This window comes from Bacillus changyiensis, from assembly GCF_027706145.1.
Taxonomy (GTDB): domain Bacteria; phylum Bacillota; class Bacilli; order Bacillales; family Bacillaceae; genus Bacillus; species Bacillus changyiensis.
Window position 1 is genome coordinate 84,711 of record NZ_JAQFWW010000005.1, and the last position, 22,178, is coordinate 106,888.

Annotated in this window: 25 protein-coding genes; 5 read left to right on the forward strand and 20 right to left on the reverse strand. The window is 37.5% G+C overall.

The window, feature by feature from the left end:
* Positions 1-22 precede the first annotated feature (22 nt).
* Positions 23-3,373: a DNA polymerase III subunit alpha gene (gene dnaE / locus PDT38_RS14685; protein ID WP_270802645.1), complete on the reverse strand. Its 3,351-nt coding sequence runs from the start codon at positions 3,371-3,373 to the stop codon at positions 23-25.
* Positions 3,374-3,510: 137 nt separating this feature from the next.
* Between dnaE and PDT38_RS14690 the strand changes: the two genes are divergently transcribed.
* The 3 genes from PDT38_RS14690 (at position 3,511) to PDT38_RS14700 (ending at position 4,634) form a co-directional block, all read left to right on the forward strand.
* On the forward strand, positions 3,511-3,852 hold the full coding sequence (locus PDT38_RS14690; protein ID WP_172297011.1) for a YtrH family sporulation protein: 342 nt from the start codon (positions 3,511-3,513) through the stop codon (positions 3,850-3,852).
* Positions 3,849-4,352 carry a sporulation membrane protein YtrI gene (ytrI, locus tag PDT38_RS14695; protein WP_270802648.1) on the forward strand — a complete coding sequence of 168 codons (504 nt, stop codon included), beginning with the start codon at positions 3,849-3,851 and terminating at the stop codon, positions 4,350-4,352. Before PDT38_RS14690 ends, ytrI begins: the two co-directional genes overlap by 4 nt.
* A gap of 102 nt (positions 4,353-4,454) precedes the next feature.
* On the forward strand, positions 4,455-4,634 hold the full coding sequence (locus tag PDT38_RS14700; protein ID WP_172297015.1) for a hypothetical protein: 180 nt from the start codon (positions 4,455-4,457) through the stop codon (positions 4,632-4,634).
* A gap of 81 nt (positions 4,635-4,715) precedes the next feature.
* Here the strand turns inward: PDT38_RS14700 and PDT38_RS14705 are convergent, their stop codons facing one another.
* Entirely contained in the window at positions 4,716-5,657 is a 942-nt protein-coding gene (locus tag PDT38_RS14705; RefSeq protein ID WP_270802650.1) for a DHH family phosphoesterase, read from the reverse strand.
* Positions 5,658-5,803: 146 nt separating this feature from the next.
* Between PDT38_RS14705 and PDT38_RS14710 the strand changes: the two genes are divergently transcribed.
* Complete coding sequence (locus tag PDT38_RS14710; protein ID WP_270802651.1) at positions 5,804-6,106, forward strand: YtpI family protein; 303 nt, start codon at positions 5,804-5,806, stop codon at positions 6,104-6,106.
* Between the two features lie 30 nt (positions 6,107-6,136).
* Here the strand turns inward: PDT38_RS14710 and PDT38_RS14715 are convergent, their stop codons facing one another.
* The 18 genes from PDT38_RS14715 to sppA all read right to left on the reverse strand — a co-directional run bounded on the left by PDT38_RS14715 (position 6,137) and on the right by sppA (position 20,767).
* Positions 6,137-7,450: a CBS domain-containing protein gene (locus tag PDT38_RS14715; RefSeq protein ID WP_270802652.1), complete on the reverse strand. Its 1,314-nt coding sequence runs from the start codon at positions 7,448-7,450 to the stop codon at positions 6,137-6,139.
* Between the two features lie 302 nt (positions 7,451-7,752).
* Positions 7,753-7,929: a hypothetical protein gene (locus PDT38_RS14720; RefSeq protein ID WP_270802653.1), complete on the reverse strand. Its 177-nt coding sequence runs from the start codon at positions 7,927-7,929 to the stop codon at positions 7,753-7,755.
* A gap of 32 nt (positions 7,930-7,961) precedes the next feature.
* Positions 7,962-8,378 (reverse strand): hypothetical protein, encoded by a 417-nt coding sequence (locus PDT38_RS14725; protein ID WP_270802655.1) that lies wholly within the window; start codon positions 8,376-8,378, stop codon positions 7,962-7,964.
* Positions 8,368-8,580, reverse strand: coding sequence for a helix-turn-helix transcriptional regulator (locus PDT38_RS14730; protein WP_270802657.1), 213 nt, complete (start codon positions 8,578-8,580; stop codon positions 8,368-8,370). The genes PDT38_RS14725 and PDT38_RS14730 overlap by 11 nt, the downstream gene beginning before the upstream one ends.
* Positions 8,581-8,685: 105 nt before the next feature.
* Positions 8,686-9,369: a metal-dependent hydrolase gene (locus PDT38_RS14735; protein WP_270802659.1), complete on the reverse strand. Its 684-nt coding sequence runs from the start codon at positions 9,367-9,369 to the stop codon at positions 8,686-8,688.
* 11 nt (positions 9,370-9,380) lie between these two features.
* On the reverse strand, positions 9,381-10,148 hold the full coding sequence (locus PDT38_RS14740; RefSeq protein ID WP_270802661.1) for an SDR family oxidoreductase: 768 nt from the start codon (positions 10,146-10,148) through the stop codon (positions 9,381-9,383).
* Positions 10,149-10,286: 138 nt separating this feature from the next.
* Entirely contained in the window at positions 10,287-10,433 is a 147-nt protein-coding gene (locus PDT38_RS14745; protein ID WP_270802662.1) for a hypothetical protein, read from the reverse strand.
* Positions 10,434-10,508: 75 nt separating this feature from the next.
* Positions 10,509-11,888 carry an argininosuccinate lyase gene (gene argH, locus PDT38_RS14750; RefSeq protein ID WP_270802664.1) on the reverse strand — a complete coding sequence of 460 codons (1,380 nt, stop codon included), beginning with the start codon at positions 11,886-11,888 and terminating at the stop codon, positions 10,509-10,511.
* Positions 11,885-13,096 carry an argininosuccinate synthase gene (locus tag PDT38_RS14755; protein WP_270802666.1) on the reverse strand — a complete coding sequence of 404 codons (1,212 nt, stop codon included), beginning with the start codon at positions 13,094-13,096 and terminating at the stop codon, positions 11,885-11,887. Before PDT38_RS14755 ends, argH begins: the two co-directional genes overlap by 4 nt.
* A 158-nt stretch (positions 13,097-13,254) precedes the next feature.
* Positions 13,255-13,773 (reverse strand): MogA/MoaB family molybdenum cofactor biosynthesis protein, encoded by a 519-nt coding sequence (locus PDT38_RS14760; RefSeq protein ID WP_270802667.1) that lies wholly within the window; start codon positions 13,771-13,773, stop codon positions 13,255-13,257.
* 85 nt (positions 13,774-13,858) lie between these two features.
* A complete protein-coding gene (locus PDT38_RS14765; protein ID WP_270802668.1) occupies positions 13,859-14,557 on the reverse strand; it encodes a hypothetical protein in 699 nt (232 codons plus the stop codon).
* Positions 14,558-14,862: 305 nt separating this feature from the next.
* The gene (locus PDT38_RS14770; RefSeq protein WP_270802669.1) at positions 14,863-16,050 is read right to left on the reverse strand and encodes an acetate kinase; all 1,188 of its coding nucleotides are present in this window, start codon (positions 16,048-16,050) and stop codon (positions 14,863-14,865) included.
* Positions 16,051-16,291: 241 nt separating this feature from the next.
* Entirely contained in the window at positions 16,292-17,278 is a 987-nt protein-coding gene (locus PDT38_RS14775; RefSeq protein ID WP_270802670.1) for a class I SAM-dependent methyltransferase, read from the reverse strand.
* Positions 17,279-17,343: 65 nt separating this feature from the next.
* Positions 17,344-17,847, reverse strand: a complete 504-nt coding sequence (tpx, locus tag PDT38_RS14780) for a thiol peroxidase (RefSeq protein ID WP_270802672.1) — start codon at positions 17,845-17,847, stop codon at positions 17,344-17,346.
* 130 nt (positions 17,848-17,977) lie between these two features.
* The gene (gene ytfJ, locus PDT38_RS14785; RefSeq protein WP_270802673.1) at positions 17,978-18,427 is read right to left on the reverse strand and encodes a GerW family sporulation protein; all 450 of its coding nucleotides are present in this window, start codon (positions 18,425-18,427) and stop codon (positions 17,978-17,980) included.
* A 12-nt stretch (positions 18,428-18,439) separates the two neighbouring features.
* A complete protein-coding gene (locus PDT38_RS14790; RefSeq protein WP_270802674.1) occupies positions 18,440-19,123 on the reverse strand; it encodes a DUF2953 domain-containing protein in 684 nt (227 codons plus the stop codon).
* A 121-nt stretch (positions 19,124-19,244) separates the two neighbouring features.
* Positions 19,245-19,751 carry an RDD family protein gene (locus tag PDT38_RS14795; protein WP_270802675.1) on the reverse strand — a complete coding sequence of 169 codons (507 nt, stop codon included), beginning with the start codon at positions 19,749-19,751 and terminating at the stop codon, positions 19,245-19,247.
* 14 nt (positions 19,752-19,765) lie between these two features.
* Entirely contained in the window at positions 19,766-20,767 is a 1,002-nt protein-coding gene (gene sppA, locus PDT38_RS14800) for a signal peptide peptidase SppA (RefSeq protein ID WP_270802676.1), read from the reverse strand.
* Positions 20,768-21,288: 521 nt separating this feature from the next.
* On the opposite strand from sppA, the gene PDT38_RS14805 reads away from it, so the two are divergent.
* On the forward strand, positions 21,289-22,089 hold the full coding sequence (locus PDT38_RS14805; RefSeq protein ID WP_270802677.1) for an NAD kinase: 801 nt from the start codon (positions 21,289-21,291) through the stop codon (positions 22,087-22,089).
* The last annotated feature ends 89 nt before the right edge of the window (positions 22,090-22,178 follow it).

Below are 22,178 nucleotides of genomic sequence, written 5' to 3' on the forward strand. Positions count from 1 at the left end.
TTTATGACCGAAGCTGTTTATTTTATGTTCGTATAACGACATTTTTTTCACCAACAACACTTTTCAACCGATAGAGGACAGCATGCTCAGCCTTTATATAATAGGCTGGAGGGAGTTTCATTGTTTGTTTTTTCTTTTCATAGTAAATATAGACCTCAGTCTCACCATGATGTTCCAGTAAAACCTTGCTAAGGTTTCCCAAAATCTCTTGAGTATGCTGACTTTCTTCGACTTTTATATAAACAGCAGGTTGCTTCTCTTTATACAGTGAGTCAATTAAGGTAGCTTTTTGGATAATGAACTGAAGCTTTTCATTTCTTGTTTCAAGTCGGCCCTCAGCATAAAGAGAAACCCCTTCTTCCAATACTTGAGAAAACTGTCTGAGCTGATCTGGAAAAACAACCGCTTCAATTTCCCCACTTTCATCACTCAATTCCAAAAAAGCCATCGATTGTCCAGCTCTTGTCCGAATCGTTTTCATTTTAGTCAAAAGAGCACCGAGAGTGACTTTCTTTTGGTTGAATTCTTTTAGGATCATGATAGGTCGTGCACCACGATGATTTAATAAATCGCGATGAACGGTCAAAGGATGATTCGAAAAATAAATCCCAAGTGTTTCCTTTTCATGAGCAAGAAGATCAACGAGCGGTATTTCTTCGACAGAGGCATATTTGGGCTTTATACTGATTGTTTCATCAAGAAAAAATCCGAGCTGTTCATTGTCATCAGCAAACAATTCAGCATGTTCCAAAGCGATGTCTACTGAAGCAAGCAATGTCGCACGATTTTCTCCAAATTCATCCATTGCACCAGCAAATATTAATGTCTCTATCGTTTTTCGATTCACGCTTTTCACAGATGTTCTAACACAAAAATCAAATAGATCAATGAACGGTTTCTCTTTTCTTGCTTTGTAGATTTCTTTTACAGCAGCTAGTCCAACACCTTTGATAGCTCTTAAACTATAACGAACTGCACCGTTTTCTATAAGAAAAGGGTAACCACTTTTATTGATCGAAGGTCCTAGGATCTTCAATCCTTTTCCTTTTGCCTCATAGATATATTGAGCCAATTTATCCTCATTACCGATCGCACTTGTTAGCAATCCGCACATGAAGTACAAAGGAAATTGGGCTTTTAAATAAGCAAGCTGAAATCCAATCATACTGTAAGCGACCGCGTGACTCCGATTAAACCCGTAGTTAGCAAACTTAACAATTAAATCATACACTTGATTTGCTGATAATTGAGAATATCCTTTTTTTAGACACCCTTTTATAAAATGATTTCTCTCTGTATCAAGGATTTCCTTGTTTTTTTTACTAACCGCTCTCCTCAGAAGATCAGCTTCTCCCAATCTAAAGCCTGCCATTTGCGAAGCAATCATCATAATTTGTTCCTGATAGACGATGACACCATATGTATCTTTTAAAATGTCTGTCAGATCTTCATGTGGGTATTGTATCGGTGCTTGACCATGCTTTCTCTTAATATATAGCGGAATATTTTCCATTGGTCCTGGCCTGTATAACGCATTGACAGCTACAATATCCTCTAAATTGTTTGGTTTCAGTTTTTGCAAAACATTTCTCATCCCTGCTGATTCTAGCTGAAAGACCCCTGTCGTATCTCCTACCGACAAAAGTTCAAACGTTTGCTTGTCGTTATAGGAAAGCTGTGAGAAATCAATTTTGATCCGTTCTTTCTTTTCAATCAGTGTTTTAATAGAATCGATCAAAGTTAAATTGCGCAAACCTAGAAAGTCCATTTTCAGAAGTCCTAACTCCTCAAGATAGCTCATGGAATACTGTGTTAAATAGATGCCTTCATGACCTTCTTGTATGGGAACAATATTGGTTAGCGGCTCTTCGCTTAACACAACGCCTGCGGCATGTACAGATGTATGCCGCGGCAAGCCTTCGATTTTTTGGGCTACCTCAAATATGGTCTGAAGCCGCTTTGACTCACTAAGCCGTTTGGCAAACTCAGGAGAAAGATCTTTTGCCTGTCTCAAAGTGACCCCAGGTTTAGAAGGAATCAGCTTTGCTAACTGATCGGCTTCTTTCGGACTAATGCCCATTACCCTACCGGTATCTCTAAATGCGGCTTTTGCAGCCAATGTACCAAACGTAATGATTTGTGCGACATGAAGAGCACCATATTTATTTTTCACATACTGAATGATTTCGTCTCTTCTTGTGTCAGGAAAATCGATATCAATATCAGGCATACTAATCCGTTCAGGATTTAAAAATCGTTCAAACAACAGTTTATGTTTGATCGGATCAACATCGGTAATAAACAGCGTATATGCAACAAGTGAACCTGCTGCAGACCCACGGCCTGGCCCCGTGATGATCCCATTATCATGTGCGTACTTCATAAAATCCCAGACGATTAAAAAATAGTCACTGAATGCCATCCTCTTTATTATAGCAAGTTCATATTCAAGCCGCTCAATATATTCCTTTGAAGGAGCGGAAAATCGCTTTGAAAGCCCTGAAAAACAAAGCTCTTTTAAAAATGAATCGGGATTTTTGCTAGATGGGGTAGGATATTTAGGAAGTCGTGTCTGCCCAAGGCTTAGATCAATATGACATTGTTGTGCAATCTTTACCGAATTCTCTATAGCATCTGGTTGAGTGCGGTAAATGTTGAACATTTCATCGATCGGCTTTAAATCAAGATTGAGGTCATCATCACTAGCCACCTGGCTTTCGTCAAGTTTCTCCCCTTCTTTAATCGCTTTTAAACAAGCGTATGCCAACACATCCTCTTTTTCAATATAGCGGACATCTCCAGTGGCGACGATTGGAATGCCTGTTTGAGTGGATAGTTCAAGAATACGCTCTGAAAGAAGAGAGTCTCCTTTATATGGCTGATAAGACAAATAAAAGTTTTCTTCCCCAAACAGGTTTTGATAGCGGAAAGCAACATCTTCCGCTTCTTCAATTCGTCCATCTTTTAAGAGAGTCTCAACATATCCCGCCCCACCTGTTGTTAGAGCAATAATATCTTCAGCATAACTTTTTAGCCATTTTTCTTTTATACCTGCTTTTGATTTTGACTGAAGCACACTACTAATTTTCAGTAAGTTTTTATATCCTCTATTCGTTTTTGCCAAAAGAACAAGAGGATATGCGAGATGTTCTTTTTCATCTGCTAAAACGGTGGCTGTTAACCCGATAATCGGCTTGATTCCACGTTTTTGGCACGCTTTATAAAATTCAACCGCACCGTACATGACTTGATCATCAGTCAGCGCAATTGCATGATAACCCAGCTTTTCTGCACTGGCTGCAAGATCTTCTACGGATGCTGCACTATGTAATAAACTATAGCCGCTATGTACTTTCAGGTGAACAAAAGACATTCTGCCACCCCTTCCTTTTTCAAACATCTCTTTTATTATATGATGTGAATGCTGAAGAAACAAATGTTCTTTTTTTCTAAAACCAATCATACTTGTCCTTGATTGTCCATATCATAATGGAAGGTGAGGTGATCGGAATGGACCCGGAACAGCCTTTTTTTCCGAATTTTTTCAGTTGTTACTTTATTGCACTTGGTGTTTTGCTTGGTGGTTCGTTAATTGGTGGAATCGGTGCTTATTTATCTGGACAACCCCCTTTAACAATCATCTCCAGCTTAGCAAACCGGCTTAAGATCTGGGCTTTGGTAGCTGCAATTGGTGGTACATTTGATGCAGTCTACAGCTTTGAAAGAGGCATTTGGGAAGGAAATACAAGAGATATTGTAAAGCAAATTCTTCTTATTCTTTCAGCAATGGGAGGCGCGCAAACCGGATTTTTGATCATCAATTGGCTGACACAGGAGCATATTTCCTCATGAGAATTCCTCCTTATTATCAAAAACCAGGGTGGCAACGTTTTTTTGCTGGTATGGCATGTGGAGCGATCATCAGTTGGTTTGTGTTTCTATTTACATATGGGACTTTTCAAGAAGAACAGGTCGTCATGATCCGTGAACAGAAAGAACGAATTGAAGATTTAAACGAACAGATTACGATTTACCGAGAGGATCTTCATAAACTGAATGAAGATAATAAAAGAAAACTATTAATTCAAAGTGTTGATGTGAAGCTTATCAATGGAAAACAATATAAATTATCCCAACCTGACAAAATGAACTTTGAAGAGCATATTATGGATAATATTTCAGATGTCATCACAAAAGATATTGAGAGTGTATATAAAACAAAAGAACTTTTAAAACGAACAATTGAAAACAAATTATACACGATAAATGACAAAACTTATAAAGCAAGGGTAACTGACCTAACGATTTACACAAGGCTATCAGTTGAAATCAAAATTTCTTTTTCAAATTAAATATGGATTTTTTTTAACGATTTAAAGACATTCGTCGCTTTTTTCCATATTTTATTTTAAACTGACAGTAAGCGATATATATCTAAAAGGGAGGGAAGCAGAATGTTCGTTTACAGTTATCATCAGCTGGCCAAAGATAAAGTCAACCGAATAAAGTCTGGTTATTCCGCTTATGCAGAAACTGAACTTCTCACATCCCTTATCAAAAAAGAATTAGATGCTCAAAACATTGATGTTTATGAAGATGTAACAGATTTTGGATCTTGGTTTATACCAGAATAAACAGGGATGAAATCAGAATGATCTGATTATTTTTACCCCTTGATTCAATGACTACAATGGCACAAATAAGAGGGATCCCTCTTATTTGTGCTCTTTACATATTTGTTCTAGATCGGCAATCACACGTTCAGCATCATCCCATTCATAAATTGAAGCACCAGCGGCAAGCGGGTGACCTCCACCATTGTATTTTTTCGCGATTTCATTGACCTTCGGCCCTTTTGACCGCAATCTTACTCGAATTTGATCAGATTCCTCCACAAAAAACACCCATGCTTTTATCCCAGAAATATTACCTAATGTATTGACGAGCTGTGATGCTTCAGATGGTGTAATATTGAAGCGATTTAAAATATCCTGCCTAATAAAAACCGATGCTACTCCGTTTTCTGTCAAGGAAATATTTTGAAAAATATAACCATTCAACCTCACAACGTCTAGCTTTGTCTCATACAATTGATTAAAAAGTGCTTGTGATGAAAAAGGGTATTCAATAAGCTCTCCCGCATACTTCAATGTCTTTTTCGTTGTGTTTGGAAAGAGGAACCGCCCGGTGTCACCAACAATACCTGCATATATCAATTCTGCACCTTTCACTGGAAGTTTCCACCCTGATTCTTTCCCAGCTAAATAAAGTTCATAAATCATTTCGCTTGTAGAGCTTGCATTTGTATCGACCCATAAAAGATCACCATATTGATCCTCGTTTGGATGATGATCAATTTTAATCAGCTTGTCACCCAAATGATAGCGGGAATCTGAAATTCGTTCTTGATTGGCCGTATCGCAAACAATGACAAGTGCATGATTGTACGTTGAGTCATCAATGACATCTAAAGGATATAAAAATGTCAACGATGGATCAGGTGTCCCCACAGCAAAAATTTTTTTTTCAGGATAGGTTTCCCTCAAGATTTCCGTAAGGCCGCATTGAGATCCATAAGCATCTGGGTCAGGCCTCACATGTCTATGTATAATAATAGTGTCATATAATGATATAGTTCTGATTAATTCAGTTTTCATGTTTACACCTTCTTTTTCTTATTATTAACCATTTAATCATAATCTTTTGTTAGTGGAAAGTGGAAGTAATGACTTTTTATTGTAGAAAGCAAACTCATTTATGTATACAATGGGTTTGTAAAACTTACAATGGAGGAATGTCGCCCATGCCGTTTTTTGTTTTTTTCATTGTGATTTCAGCGATTTTTTATCTATACTACAAAGTAAAATATGTTCGTACAAAAAGAGCCATTGAAAAAGAATATTTTTCTGCAAAGTCGAGTATGTGTTTAGGGCTTTTTATTATGTTTTTCGGGACGAATCTGCTGTTATTAAACCGTGACGCTTTAAGTTCTGGAATTGGGATCATCTTTATTTTGACTGGTATTGGTAGTATGTGGGCTGGGTATAAAGCTTATAAACATTACCTCCCTTTGCTCGCAAAAGAAAACAAGCGGGAAAATGCCTAAAGCGACAAAAGGGACACGAATTAGCGTCCCTTAGCTTCTTTCCATCAGCTGAACCATCATCATCGCTTTACTGACAAGTGTACCTTGGTGAAAAACTTCAATATCCATTTTTCCAAATTTCCTTCCAGCTTCAAGAATATTCGGCTTTATTTCTATAACAGATTCCATTTGTACCGGTTTTAAAAAGTAGATCGTCATACTCTCTATCACCAAGTCACCTTTTTTATGAGATCGTAAAAAACGATTAGCTGCTTCGGTTAGAATCGTGGTAAATACGCCGTAAGACAGCGTTCCCAAATGGTTTGTCATTTGTGGAGTTACTTCATATTGATAGACAGAAGAATGGTCAACGTCTAATTCTTTAAATCCGCCTGTTACAATATCATCGAGCTTTTCGCCAACTTGCGGCTGTTTTTGAATCATTTGGAGCGCTTTTAAAACATCTTGTCTGCTGATCATACCAATCAACTTTTGCCGCTCATCTACAACCGGAAGAACTTCGATTCCTTCCCAGACCATCATCTGCGCAGCTGAGGCGACAGATGTCTTACCAACAACAGTAATCGGATTTTTCGTCATGACTTTTTCGATTAAAACATGACGATCATATCCGGCAGCATCCTTCGATGTTAAAATGCCATGGATTTTCATCTGTTCATCAACAACTGGAAATCTTCCGTGCCCAGTTTCAAAATTCTTTTCATACCATCTTTCAAGCTTTTCTTGTGGAGATAAACAGACCGTTTTTTCAAGCGGTGTCAAAATATCTTCAACAAGTACGACCTCTTTTTTAATGAGTTGATCATAGATCGCCCTATTAATCATTGCTGCAACAGTAAAGGTATCATAACTTGTTGAAATAATTGGAAGTTCAAGCTTGTCAGCAAGTTCAATGATTGCCGGTTCCGTGTCAAAACCGCCAGTTACTAGAACAGCAGCACCTGCTTCAAGTGCATAGCGGTGTGCATTTATCCGATTTCCGACGATTAAGAGATTACCGGCTCCAGTATATCTCATCATTGCATCAAGTTTCATTGCTCCGATAACAAATTTGTTTAATGTTTTGTGTAGACCTGCTTTTCCACCTAAAACATGTCCATCGATCACATTTACCACTTCAGCATATGTCAGCTTCTCAATGTTTTCTTTTTTCTTTTGCTCGATCCTGATTGTACCAACTCTTTCGATCGTGCTAACAAATCCCTTATTCTCGGCCTCTTTAATCGCTCTATAAGCTGTTCCTTCACTTACTTTCATCTCTTTCGCAATCCGGCGGACAGAGATTTTTTCGCCAACTGATAAAGAATCAATATATCTTATAATTTGTTCATGTTTTGTCGCCAATCTTTCTCACCTTCATCCTAAAACTGCTAGATATGATTTTATTATAAATGCTCAAACGTTTTTTCCGCAATCAGACCTTGTAAAAATTCAATGAACAATAGCCTGATAAAAAAGCACAGTTAGCTAAGGCTGTACTCAGTCTTGTATTTGGCTTATGTGGTGAACTTCCAAAACAGTACAGTCTTTAGCCCTCAAATAGGGGGGCTTCAGTTTTGACTAGCTATAACATTGACGACATTAGTGAAATCTGACTTATTCTTTAGTTTGGTTTTTAACATTCGAAATTTTTATATACTTTTGAGTTATCTTGAAGTGAAAAAATGATTCGGAACTAAGATAAATACAATAGTTAAAACCAATATCAAAATCGAAGTGATCAGATTCATTTCAATTCCAACATGATGAAAAACAACTGACAAAATGTAACTCATCGCAAATGAAAATAATGTTACACTGACAATATTTAGAGACTTATTCACGATTTGCTCTACCTCCTCAATATATGCTTCTACTACATAATTTTCTTATTTTTCCAAATTGAATAATAATAGTAAACGATAGAGATAAAGTATAAACCTATTAGGGAGAAAAACGATACCTTATTCATATAACCAAACATGACTAAAGTGAGAAGAGCAAGTGGCAATATTGTTATTAACAAATCAAACGCTTTCGATTTTGAGTTTTGGTTGATGAAGACAACCCTTTCATCTTTTTCTTCAATTTGTTGTTCTCTTGTTTTATTTTTCTCGTATGAACTGCGGAGAACTAATAATAAAAATCCGCAAAATCCAACTGCAAACGATACCAAATCCATTCTAGCAAATGGAATGTTTAACACCTCTGCACCAACAATTCCTAAAGCAACCCCTGATAGCATGAAAAATACACCGCCAATTTCCAATAACCTCAGGTAACTAATATTCATTGCTCCTCTCCTCCTCATAAATAAAAATTTCTTCGACAGTCATTTCAAAGTATCTTGCAATCTTAAATGCCAAAACAATCGATGGGTTATACCTTCCATTTTCGAGGGAACTAATGGTCTGTCTAGTTACCTCTAGTGCATGAGCAAGTTCTTCTTGCTTAATCCCATGTTTTTTTCGAATCTCTTCCAATCTATTCTTCATTTTTAACTTCCCTCCTCTATGGAAAGTTTACTTTCCATTTTTAAAAAATTAGAACAAAAAAACACCTTCAACACGTCTAACAATTGAAGGTGCAGTATTCAGCTTTTATAATTCAATTGATTCGCCACTGTTAAGAACTTTTCCAACACCGGCTGGCAAAAGGTCCACAAATGCATAAGGATCTTGCTTAATCATAGGAAATGTCGAGTAGTGAATCGGAACAACCTGCTTCGCTTTGAGCCATTCTGCAGCTAGTTTTGCATCTTCAGGCCCCATTGTAAAATTATCACCAATTGGCAAAAAGGCAAGGTCTATCTCGTTGAGTTCACCAATAAGCTTCATATCTGAGAAAAGGGCCGTATCACCTGCATGAAAGATCGTTTTTCCTGCAACCGTTAATAAAATTCCAGCAGGCATTCCCGTATAGACAAGCTTTTGGTTTTCTTCTTCTGTGTAAGCTGAACCGTGAAATGCTTGTGTTAATTTGACTTTACCAAAATCAAATTGATATGCTCCACCAATATGCATCGGATGAACATTCAAGCCTTTCCAACCAAGGTATACAGCAAGTTCATTTGGTGCCACTATCAATGCCTGATTTTGTTTTGCGATTTCTACAGTATCACCAACATGATCACTATGGCCGTGTGTTAGCAAGATCACATCTGCCTGAATATCCTCTGGTTTTAAATCCGTAAATGGATTTCCTGTCAGAAACGGATCAACAATAAGATGATGATCGCCTGTATCTACTGTCACGACTGAATGACCATGATATGTAACTTTCATCAAATTCACCCCTATTTATCTTTTGTTTGGCGATTTATAACATTTAAACCACCTGTTGCTTCAATTACTGTTCCTGTAATATAGTCTGAATCTTCATCACACAAGAATGCAATAATCCTTGCAATGTCTTCACCGGTACCAGATCTCCCAATTGGTGTTTCTTGATCAAGAGATGCTCTCGCTTCTGAGATGGAGGATTCTTTCATCTCTCCAACAATATTGCCAGGGCAGATCATATTAGCGGTAATGCCAGACCCAGCTTCCTCTATAGCAATTGTTTTTGTCAGTGAAGCAAGACCAACTTTAGCAGCTCCAAAAGCTGAACGGTGTAACCAGCCTGGCGCATGATCCGCTCCTTGGAATCCGTAAGTAATAATACGGCCAAACCGCTGACGCCTCATGATCGGAATCACCGCTTTAAATAAATGGAAGACAGAGCTTAAATTCCCTTCTAACATATTATACCACTCAGCCTCACTATAATCTGCTAGCTTTTTCCGTTCAAAGATATAGGGACCGGCATTATTAATGAGCAAATCGATTCTTCCAAACCGATTGAGAGCTGTCTTCGCCAAGTGTTGTAAGTCTTCCTTTTTCGTGACATCTCCTTTAACAAACTGTACACGGTCTAGCCATGACTGCCATTCCGTTTTCAGGCGGCTGACAGCTGCTTCATCTTGTCGATAGTTCACTGTCACCGAACAGCCTTTCTCCAGCAGCGCTTCAGTTACTTTCCGCCCTAATCCTTTTGAACCGGCTGTAATTAACGCATGGCGCACATCTTTCCCTCCCAACCTGATGGGCATGATTTTGATTTTATTCTATCTATACTTTACTATAAAACTTTTACAATATCACATGTGAACACCCGTCCGAATAAAAATAAAAAACCGGAGCAATTTGCTCCAGCTAAAAGTTCATGACTTCTTTTGCTCTGTCAACGGTTTTCGATCAATATCCAAACTGACAAAACCACTAGAATAGGCATCTGCTATCAGTTTAACTGTTTCTTTTTCGCCATTTGAATCATACAAATAAGCATTCGTTGATTTGTTCTGTTTCATTCAGACACTCCTTCTGTCGATTCATTTCTTATTTTGTGTCTGAACCGCTATCGTTATGAAAGAAACTGCAATTTGTTAAAAATTGTTTAACTGTTGCTTAGCATTTTGGAGCGCTTCTGCTACCTTTTTAAAGCCAGTTCCGCCCTCACTCATTCGTTTTTCAACTGCATGCTTTGGATCAAGGACAATGTAGACATCTTCAGTAAATTGTTTACTCATCTTTTTGTATTCTTCTAGCGGAAGATCGCTGAGAAAAATCCCTTTTTCAATACATGTGTAGACAAGTTTACCTACTACTTCATGGGCTTCTCTAAATGGCATCCCTTTTTTCGCTAAATAATCAGCCAGTTCGGTTGCATTTGAAAAATCATGTTGAGTTGCTTTTTTCATTTCATTGCTGTTCACTGTCATCGTTTTGATCATTCCGGTAAAAATCTCAAGACATCCCTGAACTGTTTTGACTGTATCAAACATACCTTCTTTATCTTCTTGAAGATCTTTATTATATGCCAAAGGAAGACCTTTCATAATGGTTAACAGTCCCATTAAACTCCCATATACACGCCCCGTTTTTCCACGAACTAATTCAGCCATATCAGGGTTTTTCTTTTGCGGCATCATACTGCTACCTGTAGCATATGTGTCATCAAGCTCAACAAACTTGAATTCCTGTGAACACCACAATATGATTTCTTCAGAAAACCTTGATAAATGCATCATCAGAATGCTACTGACGCTTAAAAACTCAAGAATAAAATCCCTATCACTGACACCGTCTAGACTGTTTTCATAAATCGAATCAAATCCAAGTTGCTCAGCAGAATATTGACGATCGATAGGAAATGTTGTCCCTGCTAGTGCACCACATCCTAGCGGTGATTGGTTGATCCGCTTTAATGCATCACTGTAGCGTTGTTTATCACGCTCCATCATCCAAAAATAGGCTAACAAATGATGGGCGAATGAAATTGGCTGTGCCCGCTGTAGATGTGTATAACCTGGTAAAATCGTTTCAATATGGTGTTCTGCTTTTTCAACAAGGACGTTTTGAAAAGCGGTGAGCAATTCAATCATATGCTCTGTATGATGTTTTAAGTAAAGATGCATATCGGTTGCTACTTGGTCGTTTCGGCTTCTAGCTGTATGAAGCTTTCCACCAATCGGTCCGATTTCATCAATCAACATTTTTTCAAGATTTAAATGAATGTCTTCATGATCAACAGAAAAGACCAATTCATTTTTTTTCGCTTTTTGTAAAAGGGACTCTAAACCTTGCTTGATTTTTTCCGCTTCTTCTTTTGAAAGGATCCCGCACTTTCTCAACATAGCAAGATGTGCGAGTGATCCCAAAATATCTTCTTTTACAAGTGTTTTATCAAAATGGATCGATGCGCCGAATTCATCAACCCATTTTTCTGGTGTTTTTTGAAATCTGCCTCCCCAAAGCTTTTTCATGCTTTTATCTGCTCCTTTTTTTGGACGATACTGTTTACTTTCGTTGGAAGACCCCATAGTTCAATAAAACCGATTGCTGCATGATGGTCAAATGCATCGTCTTTTGTGTAGGTTGCTAATTTTTCATCATAGAGCGAGTACTCTGATTTGCGGCCTTCAATAATAGCATGACCTTTAAACAATTTCACACGGACAATGCCTGTTACATGTTTTTGCGTTTCCTTTAAGAATGCGGATAACGCATTTCTTAAAGGAGAAAACCAAAGTCCGTTATAAATGACTTCCGCCATTTTTTGCTCGATCAATGGTTTAAAATGAGCCACTTCTTTCACCAAAGTTAAATCTTCAAGTTCTTTATGTGCTTTTATTAGCGTTATCGCTCCGGGGCATTCATAGACTTCACGGGACTTGATGCCAACAAGGCGGTTTTCAATATGGTCGATCCGACCCACTCCATGTTTTCCCGCCAGTTCATTTAATGTTAAAACCAATTCTGAGAGTGAATATGATATACCATCAATGGCTACTGGTATCCCTTGTTTAAATTCAATCTCAATGATTTCTGGTGTGTTCGGCGTTTTTTCAAGTGGGACTGTTAAATCATAGGCTCCTTCAGGAGGTGCAGCCCAAGGGTCTTCCAAAATTCCGCATTCATTGCTTCTTCCCCATAGGTTTTGATCAATAGAGTATGGACTATCCAAATGAATTGGGATAGGAATACCGTGTTTTTGTGCATATGCGATCTCTTCATCACGAGACCATTTCCATTCACGGACAGGAGCGAGAACCTCTAAATCCGGGTTCAATGACTGAATGGAAACTTCAAAACGCACTTGATCATTTCCTTTTCCTGTACAACCATGTGCGACAGCCTGAGCGTTTTCCTTCTCAGCTATTTCCACTAGTTTTTTGGCGATGAGTGGTCTTGACAGGGCTGACACAAGTGGATACTTACCTTCATATAATGTGTGAGCCTGAAGTGCCAGCAATGCAAAATCTTGGGCGAATTCTTCTTTAGCATCAATCACATAAGAGTTAATAGCCCCAACTTGAAGCGCTTTTTGTTGAACAAAAGCAAGATCTTTCCCCTCACCAACATCTAAACAACAGGCAACCACATCATATCCCTGTTCTTGTAACCATTTAATCGCAACAGAAGTATCCAATCCTCCTGAGTAGGCTAAAACTACTTTTTTCTTTTGCAACATGTTGAAAAAACTCCTCTCACCTAGTTGTTGTGTCTGTATAAAAATAAATTAAAATTTATAAAAATACAATTAGTAGTATAAACTTTAACAAGGAATTATGGTTTTTTCAACCTTTTTATAAAAAAAACTTCATTCAATTTTATGAATGAAGTTCGCTTTTATTTATCATGGATATCTTTTCTTAGTTCTCTCATCACATGGGCAAGTTCAGGAATGATCAGTTTTGTCATGGCTAGTTTTACCGCGCCTCTTGAACCAGGTGTTAAAAATACAGCTTTATTTTGAATGACACCAGCAGCAGCTCTTGAGAGAATTGCGCTTGAGCCAATCTCAGTATAGCTTAGCATACGAAAAATTTCTCCAAATCCGGTGAGCTCCTTGCTGAAAAGCGGGCAAATGGCCTCAATCGTTACATCTCTGGCCGCAATCCCTGTTCCTCCATTCAACAAAATCACATCAATCCGGCTATCTTGACATCCTTCAAGCACTGCAGCTTTAATGTCTTCTTGATTGTCCTTGACAATCTGATAAGAAACCAGTTGATGCCCAGCATTCTGCAAATAATCTTTCATCAGTTGACCGCTTTTATCCGTTTCCTTCGTCCTTGTATCACTGACGGTCACTACTTGACAGGCCACACAATCTGGCGCTTCTTTTTTGTGTTCTTCAACGCTCATTTTCATTGCCTCCTTTTTATCTATTTATTATAAAGGAGTATGTCAACTTAAACGACTAGCCTGTATATTTATTCACTTTGACACATCAAGAATACAAAGGATGTCGCCAGAACACTCGTGCCTCATGTGCTTTTCCTTCATAAAAAGCAATATCAACAGAGTGACCAGGCTCAATATTCTTCTTGATTCTGTCTTGCTCTTGAATCACGATTGTAAATGGCGCATCATCAATTTTAATATCGTTACCATATACATCTTTTGTTACCACTAGTTTACCGTCATCAATCTCCACTGGGCAACATTGTAACACAATTCTCTTATCGACAAATTGATCAGAATCGCCTTTTTTTATTAATTTAAAATGCTTCTTGTCCCCGGAAGGATTCTTATTGGTTATTTCAACAATATCACCGAGATGAATGTCTTTTTCCCTGACGATTTTTTCAGGTATAAAAGCTGATCTAGACCTTTGATTTAGAGCAATTGCTCCACCGCTTAACTTCCACTCTTTGACTACATAATGTTTAAGATCTGCAAGCAAGTCATCATCAGTAACATTTTGAAAATGATTTTTTGAGAAATCCTTTTCATTTTCAATGATAGCGTTTTGATTTTTGATCTGTTTTTCTTGATTGACCAATTCCGGTAAACATTTGAGATGTTCCAAAAATTCAAAGTGTTGATCTGTAAACTCTTTTATATTAGATAAATTATGAAAGTTTAAATCTTTAATTGTTTCTTCTAGTCTCTTTTTGACTTCAATTAAAATCGCTTCTTTGTTCATCTAAAGCAATATCCTTTCGTTTTTATTACCTTTTATAATGACTTCGCCAAAAAAAATGCCTTCCTCCTCCAAAATCAGTGATCACAATTTTTATCAAAGCTCACTGTTCTATTTAATATCGTCATTTTTCGTTATTTTTTCAATCTAAAATGACAAGCTGTTTGTCCAATATCTTAACACATATCTCAGATTCAATGTTCTTTGCTGCTTGTAATTGACTTCAAGTAAGGAGAGAGTATTGAAAGAGGGAAGGATGACAGAATATGACCTCGGCTACAAAATACCGAGGTCATCAATGTTATTTTTTAATTAGCAAGTCTTATGACATCTCTTGCGATCATAACTTCTTCATTTGTTGGAATGATCAACACTTTAACAGGAGAGTGTGGGTAGCTTATATAAGCCTCTTTGCCACGCACATGATTTAAAGCAGGATCCCAGTATACACCCATGAATTCTAAACCGTGAAGAACCCGTTCTCTCACTTCAACACTATTTTCCCCGATACCAGCAGTGAAAATGATGGCATCAACTCCGCTCATTCTAGCTGCATATGAACCGATGTATTTATGAATTTTGCTAGCGAAAACTTCAAGCGCTATTTCCGCACGGTCATTGCCTTTATTGGCGGCTTCAACAATGTCACGTAAATCGCTTGAGAAACCGGATACACCTAACAGACCGCTTTTTTTATTAAGCATATTTAAAACTTCATCAGCTGATTGTCCTGTTTTTTCCATTATAAACGGAATAAGCGCAGGGTCGATATTTCCAGAACGTGTACCCATTGCCACCCCTGCAAGCGGTGTGAAACCCATTGATGTATCAATTGATTTTCCACCCTCAACAGCTGCAATACTCGCCCCATTCCCAAGATGGCAGGAGATAAGCCGCAATTCTTGAAGTGGACGGCCAAGAAGTTCTGCTGCGCGTTCCGTTACATATTTATGCGATGTTCCGTGAAATCCATATTTACGAATTCCCAGTTTTTCATAATACTCATAAGGAAGGCTATATAAATAAGATTGTTCTGGCATCGTTTGATGAAAAGCTGTATCAAAAACGGCTACAGCCGGAACATCTGGAAGAACTTCTTTGAAAGCCTTAATTCCGACAATATTGGCTGGATTGTGAAGCGGTGCCAGATCAGAGATGTCTTCAATCTCATGAATCGTTTCATCTGTCAAAACAACCGAATCACTAAATTTTTCACCACCGTGGACAACGCGATGGCCAATCCCGTCGATCTCGTTTAAATCTTTAATAATTCCCAACTCTGTTAGCTTGTTCAAAAGCATTTTAACAGCAATAGAGTGATTTGCAATATCTGTTGTTTCGATATTTTTTTCATCATTAACAGAGATTGTAAAAATACCGTTATCCAAACCAATTCTTTCCACTAAGCCTTTTGTCAAGACTTTTTCACTGGGCATCTCGAAAAGTTGAAATTTTAATGAAGAACTTCCTGCGTTAATTGCGATAATTTTAGACATAATTGACGCTCCTTTTTACCCATAAATAGTGACTTTTCTAAATTCCGATGACATTTATTCAGGTCAATCTTAAAAAAAGTATGTATGAGTTTGTTCACAATAAATTCAAAAACATCTGCCTTTTCATTTAAACACTCCAAAGAATCCTTTTCAAGTCAATCTCTCAAATGTTAACGTTTTCATCAAGAAATTGTTATTTTCTGAAAATAACATAAGCCAGAGATACTCTCTCTGACTCATTTCAAATTTTTTCTTGTTGAAACCAATGATCAATTTTAACTGTCATCTCGAGCATTGCTTGCTGGTTAGAAAAAGATGGAAGTTCAGCGAGGAGCACCTGGTTTGGAGCTTTGACTTTTTCATCATGTTTTTGCATCACCAAAATACTTTTAGCGTTTTCTTTATCTTTAAAAATCGATAAAGGCAATTGAAGCAAAGCATTTATGTAAGCATTTTCCTTCAACAAATATTTCAATTGTTCACTTTGACTACTTTCAAATAAATGGTTCGGAATCACAAGTAATAAATATCCTCCTGGTTTTGTGTATTGCAAGCTTTGTTCAATAAACAAATGATGAGCAAAAGAATGTCCTTCATCTGCTTTTACATGAAATGCCTTTGCATTTTCATCATCTGGATAATAACCTACAGGAAGATCTGATATCACAACATCAACAGGATCTATAAACATAGGCTGAAGACTATCTTGATTGAAAAACTCGACTTCTTTTTGTTGAAGGTTTGCCTGATCATAAGCAAGTTTTAATAAAACATCATCGATATCAGATCCAAACGCTTTCCCAGTGGACTCGCCAAGCTGATTTAAGACAGCAAATAATAGATTTCCTGTGCCCACTGCCGGGTCAAAAACAGTAATCCCTTTTTGATGGCCCATAAATTTCTCTACAAGATATCCGATAAAGACCCCAATTGTGTCAGGTGTCATCTGCCTGTTTGGATGCGCGACGTTTTTTAAACCTTTCAGTATGGCAAGCTGAAAAGCTTTACGTATGGATTCATGGTTACATTCGGAAAAGTGAGCTTGATCAATCAAATCTCTCATTTTTTGTGTAACTGAATCAGATAACGGATAATGAATTTCTCTTAAAAAAAAGGCTTCTCCTGCTTCTGCAAGAGCCTCGATGTATGGAATGTTCCGGTCATCGGCAATCATTTTCGTTCCATTGTCAAGCCATTCATATATGACTTCTACTTGGTTGGTTTGCATATATTGTCTCTCCTTATTAAAAAAAGAGCTCCGGACATTTTTCACCCGGAGCTTTTCTGTTCATCTTACTTCACAAGTGATTTGGCAGCCTCAAGTGCTTTCTCATAATTCGGATGATTTGTCACTTCTTTTACATATTCAGCATAAGTGACTACTCCATTTTCATCTAAAACAAAGACAGCTCGGGCAAGCAGTCGCAATTCTTTCATATATACACCAAACGCTTCTCCAAACGACATCTCCCGGTGATCTGACAATGTTTCTACATTCTCAATTCCATTTGCACCACACCAGCGCTTCTGTGCAAATGGAAGATCGGCGCTGATCGTATAAACGTTTACTGAACCTAGGCCTGCGGCTTCTTCGTTAAACCGCCGCGTCTGAGCATCACAAACGCCTGTGTCAATCGATGGAACGACAGACAAAATAGCAGTTTTTCCTTTTATGTCACTTAAGGTGACTTCTTCAAGAGAATGAGACAACACTGTAAAATCAGGAGCCTGATCACCAACTTGAAGTTTTGAACCTATCAATGTAACAGGGTTACCTTTAAATGTTATTGAAGCCATCTTGATTCCTCCTTCATATTTGTATGTTTCTACTATAAAAGAGTCTAAGACAAACTGCAAAAAAAGAGGGTTGAGAACATAATAAAAAGGATATCCAAAAAGGTAAAAAACTTTTTGGACAATCCTTTTTTTAATATGATATATTATTTTGATTATTCATTTTTTGTTTCGGTTTGTCGTTTTTCTTAAACATATGCTGAATTTTCTCAATCGTTTGTGGTGCGGATTCTAAGATTTTATCAACAACATGTGTATTTTCGTCCAAATGCAGAATTTTAACACCCGATGAACCAACAATTAAAAATGCAATTGGTGTGATCGATACTCCACCACCGCTTCCACCGCCAAATGGGAGCTTCGCTTCTTTGCGTTCCCCGTCGTTCCCTTTTGATTCTGACATTTGGTTACCGCTAAATTCGCTTCCACCAGCGGCAAATCCAAAACCAACCTTTGAAACGGTTAAAATGACACTACCGTCAGGTGTTTCTACCGGATCTCCAATAATGGTGTTGACATCGATCATTTCTTTTAAATTTTCCATTGCGGTTTTCATTAAACCTTGAATTGGATGGTCAGCCATATTTCATTCCTCCTATACAGATGAGTCATTCTTAGTTGAACCTGACACATTTTTTGGCAGCTTCATGAAGCCGCGCATCTTCCCCTTCCGATTCATGACGATTCTGAAAGCTGCGATTATAGCATGTCCAAGGCGAAAATAGAATATACATGTTAGCTGGGTTTGAGAAACTTTGTTGTTAAAGACAGGGATTATTTGATATTCCGGACGTTTTTTAAAACTAAAAAGCTGATCAAATAAAGCCATTACACAAGCTTTTACAGACCATACCCCACCTGTTACAATTCCGGTTAAAGCAGCATCGGAAAAACCGAGGACTGTCATCCATTTAAGCTCGGTGATATGAATGCGCTTCATAAATTTACGAAAAATCAGTTTCACATTAATGATTTGTTCAGTTATTTTTTTTAGATCATGAAGACGATTGATTAGTTGATCATGACCGATTTTACTTTTCTCTTCATCTTCTTGTAAAGTTGTGTTGGTTTGTTGTTTTAAATCAATTGTCATATCTTCTTGATTGACTTTAATGAGCGGTACTTTCTTTTTCATCCGAAAAAGACCAAAAGCTGTCCGCATTTGAACAGTCAACTCGTCATTCTCATTTGTATGAAGATATTCGACTGCAAACTGGACTTTCATCATCATAACAGCCGTTAGCAGAAGTAAGACTCCTGCAATCCATATGTAAATCATGACTTCACTTCCTCTTATACTAGGCATTATGGGATGAAATCACAAAAAATAAACGTAAACGGAGGCTGCTATTTCATTGTAATAAAAAACCCCGGTTTCATATAACCGAGGTTTTTCGAGTTTATTCAACTTTTTGATATAGCTTTTCATGAATGACTGCTGTATCTGCAAAATAATCATGAATGCCTTGCTTCTTGCGTGAGAAAACAACAGCAAAATACGTGATATAAATACTGTTAATATAACGGCCGATTACCTCTCTAAACAAAATCCCATCCCATGTCAGCCCTTTTTCCGGGTGGAGAGACACAACCTTGAGGCCGAAAACCATTTTGCCTAATGTTTGTTTAAAACCTTTTGTCATCAAGACAAAGTAGGCAAAAAATACAATAGTCGTTGTAATTGAATATAAAGAAAAAGAGAAAAGCCCTGTCTCTTTAGGAAGACCAAACAAACTAAAAATAGGTGATATCAGTAGTCTATTGATACTGCCAACAACAATTCCATCCAACAAAAAAGCCCAAAATCTGATCCAAAAACCGGCATAGGCATGTTCTAACACGGGAGCCGATTTTTGCTCGGACGCTGTTATTTCATTTTGATCTTTGCCATCAAATGTGACATCCATTTTTCGGTCCCCTCCTATTTTGCATAAAGATACATCGGTCTTGGTGCACCAGCTGTAGAAAGTGTTTCTTTAATATTCAAAAAGTCGATTTCGCTTTTAAAGAGCTTGCTTGCACTCATTGATAACAACGAAGTAATGCCTTTTGTGTCTTCATAACTCACAATAGAAGCGTCTTTCAGATCTTGATCTTTTTTCATCGCTTTTACCGTATCTTCATAGAAACCAAGTTCGTCAACTAAATGAAGCTCTTTAGCTTGGCGACCATCGTATACCCGACCATCAGCAATTTTTTTCACATCTTTTTCTGACATATTGCGGCCTTTAGCAATCACATTAACAAACCCTTGATATGAGTCATTTACCATAGATTGCATGATTTCCCGTTCTTTTTTCGTCATATCTCTTGTTGGAGACATAATGTCTTTGTGTTGCCCGCTTTTAATTGTTTCTGTTTTCAAACCTAGTTTATCTGCAAGCTCACTATAATTTAAGCTTTCCATAATGACACCTAAAGAACCTGTCAATGTATCAGGTGCAGCGAAAATTTTATCGGCTGGCGTTGAAATATAATAACCACCTGATGCCGCCATTGATCCCATTGAGACGTAAATCGGTTTATTCGTGTCCTTTTTGATCTCTTCTAATTTCCTATGTATTTCGGCGCTTTCATATACCCCGCCTCCCGGTGAATTAACACGTAAAATGAGACCCTTAATCTTAGTATCCTCTTTCACATTGTCAAGTTTTTGTAAAAAAGATCTATGATTATACCCTTCTGAACCGAGAAGGCCACTAGCACTTCCATTGTCGGAAATCGTGCCATTCACATCAAGAACAACAATTTTATTAGAATCTCCTTTTTCCAAAACGACTTCTTTTTCACCGTCTGTAAACCCAAACTGCATATGGCCATCTTCATCTATACTTTCGAATGTGTTTACCACAACACTCATCATCACTGATATAACCAACAGCCCTAAAGCGATCACAAGCGCTACCCATCTTTTACGATTCATTTATTCTCCTCCTTTTAATAAAAAACTGAGCTCTTAATACGTATATGAACAGAAAGAGTCCAAGTATTCATTATACGTAAAAGAACCACGATAAACTAGGGTCACAGGTATTTTAACACAAACCGTCTAGAAGTCACCCTGATGAATCAACATTTCTTCATCTAAAATTTTTCGTGACAAAAACCCACCAGAAAGTGGAGATTTCGTTAGAACTGCCGAACGATCCCATCCCTTTTGATACAATAGAATCATCATCAAGACTATCTTATCTTTAAATCATAAAACAAATTAGAAAGCAGGTGAATCTTAGATGTCTCTTAGTCGGTAGAGCAGTCTCAAATTTACCATCTAGTCAGCATTTGTGAAGCTGAGATACTTGAGTGCTATTCGTCATCGTGGCATTTAGCCTAGAACCGTATATAAGACTAATTGCTGTTGGTTGTATATACCAGGAAGTGCCGATTTCTAAATGAGTGATGATATAGAAAAATTCATTTCAAGTGATAAAGGGGAGAATAGATGTGAGAGACCGGCGAAACATTTACTTTTTTCACGAAAAAAACGAGGATGTTGCTGAACATTGCCTGATGTTGAAACAACTGGCAGCAGATTACGGATTTCAGGTTGTCAACCAACACAAAGAAGCTAATATAATTGCAAGTGTCGGTAGTGATGGTGCATTTTTACAGGCAGTCAGAAAAACAAATTTTAGAGATGATTGTCTTTATGTAGGCGTAGCCAAAAAAGGAAAAGCTCATTTATACTCAGATTTTAATATACGCGACACGAACAAAATGATTGAAACAACAAACTTACCGCAAATCGAAGTTAGAAAATATCCGCTCATCGATGTTAAAGTAGATCAAACAAGTCGTTTTCTCTGTTTAAACGAAGTATCTATTCGCTCAAGTATTATTAAAACATTTGTGATGGACGTGTACATTGATAACCTTTATTTTGAAACATTTCGTGGAGATGGAATGATTGTTTCAACTCCAACAGGTAGCACAGCATACAATAAGTCTGTTCAAGGAGCAATAGTTGACCCAAAACTGTCATGTATCCAAGTAACAGAACTTGCTTCCTTAAACAATAATAATTATAGAACACTAGGTTCCCCATTTATTTTAAGTGCCGATTGCAAACTGACACTCAAGATTACTCAAGATGGAAATAACCATCCGATTATTGGCCTTGATAATGAAGCATTTAGTATGATGCATGTGAAAGAGATCGAAGTGAAACTTTCAAAAAAGATGATTAAAACAGTAAAATTAAAAGATAACTCTTTTTGGGAAAAAGTGAAACGAACCTTCCTTTAAAAAAGCTGAAAACCTAGAAGAAGCTGCCTGAAAAGCGCAAAAAAAGGCGTCCATTCGTCAAAAAAATCGACCGATTGGACGCCCTTCAA